Source organism: Ideonella sp. P3_A4, from assembly GCF_056403075.1.
The window spans coordinates 1-941 of record NZ_JBFUGE010001192.1; the positions used below are offsets into that span (position 1 = coordinate 1).

At 66.0% G+C, this 941-nt stretch carries 2 protein-coding genes; one reads left to right on the forward strand and one right to left on the reverse strand.

From position 1 onward, the window contains the following. The coding region (locus tag AC1DYI_RS36885) for a GNAT family N-acetyltransferase (RefSeq protein WP_477209032.1) at nt 1-469 on the forward strand (469 nt) is incomplete at its 5' end. On the opposite strand, the gene AC1DYI_RS36890 is transcribed toward AC1DYI_RS36885, so the two are convergent. After that, nucleotides 450-941 (reverse strand): phosphatase domain-containing protein (locus AC1DYI_RS36890; protein ID WP_477209033.1); only part of this gene is annotated, 492 nt, incomplete at its 5' end. The two genes, AC1DYI_RS36885 and AC1DYI_RS36890, sit on opposite strands and share 20 nt — an antisense overlap.

Sequence of the window (941 nt, forward strand, 5' to 3'; positions counted from 1 at the left end):
GTTCCAACTCTCGGTCGAGTACATGCTCTGGGTCACCCAGGGGATTGCTACCCACGGGAAGACCGAGGCGCCCTCATTGGCCTCGGTGGAACGCTACGTGGCCGACGGCCTGGACCAGCTGTGCGGCAAGCAGCCGCCGGAAGGTGTGTTCTACCTGGTCGAGTGGGACGGCGAACTCGCCGGCATCTGCGGCCTGCGCCAGATCGCGCCCGGCGTGGCCGAACTCAAGCGGATCTACGTGCGGCCATCACACCGTGGCCTGGGCTTGGGGGACGTCATGCTGTACCGGCTGATCGCCGATGCCGCGGCGTTCGGCTATGAAAAGGCGGTGTTGGACTCAGCGCCTTTCATGCACGCCGCGCACCGGCTCTACGAGGCCGCCGGTTTCACCGACTGCCTGCCCTACCCGGGCAGCGAGGCGCCGTCGCACCTGCTGGGCGTTTGGCGTTTCATGGAGCGGTGGCTGTAGGTTCGCGGTGCGAGGCAGAGCGCACGGCGCTTTGCTGAACGACGGCGCGCCGTGGCAGCTCGCTGGTGTTCGTGAACACCTTCAGCTTGGCAGCGACGGCGCTCGGGAAGAGCCTTTCGTAGCGCGGCGCGCGCTGGCTTTCACCGCTGACGTTTCGAATGAAGACAGCGTCGACCCGGTCCGGAAACTCGGACAGGATGGTGGCGTAGACCTCGGGATCGCGTTCACCCGAGTCGCCGACGAGGACGACGTGTCGCTTCGGCAAGCGCGCCATCAGGGCACGGATCTTCGCGACCTTGAAGTCATACAGCCGCTGCGGATCGGGGCTGATTGTTTCCTCGACCAGGCGGCGCGGGTCCGTGATGTCGATGGACCGCATGTCCCAGGTGAAAGCAGGGAACCTTGCCTTTTCGGTGAAGCGTCGCAGCGGGGCGTGGAACTGCCAGGGGCCGGCAGACACGAGGTGGAAGTG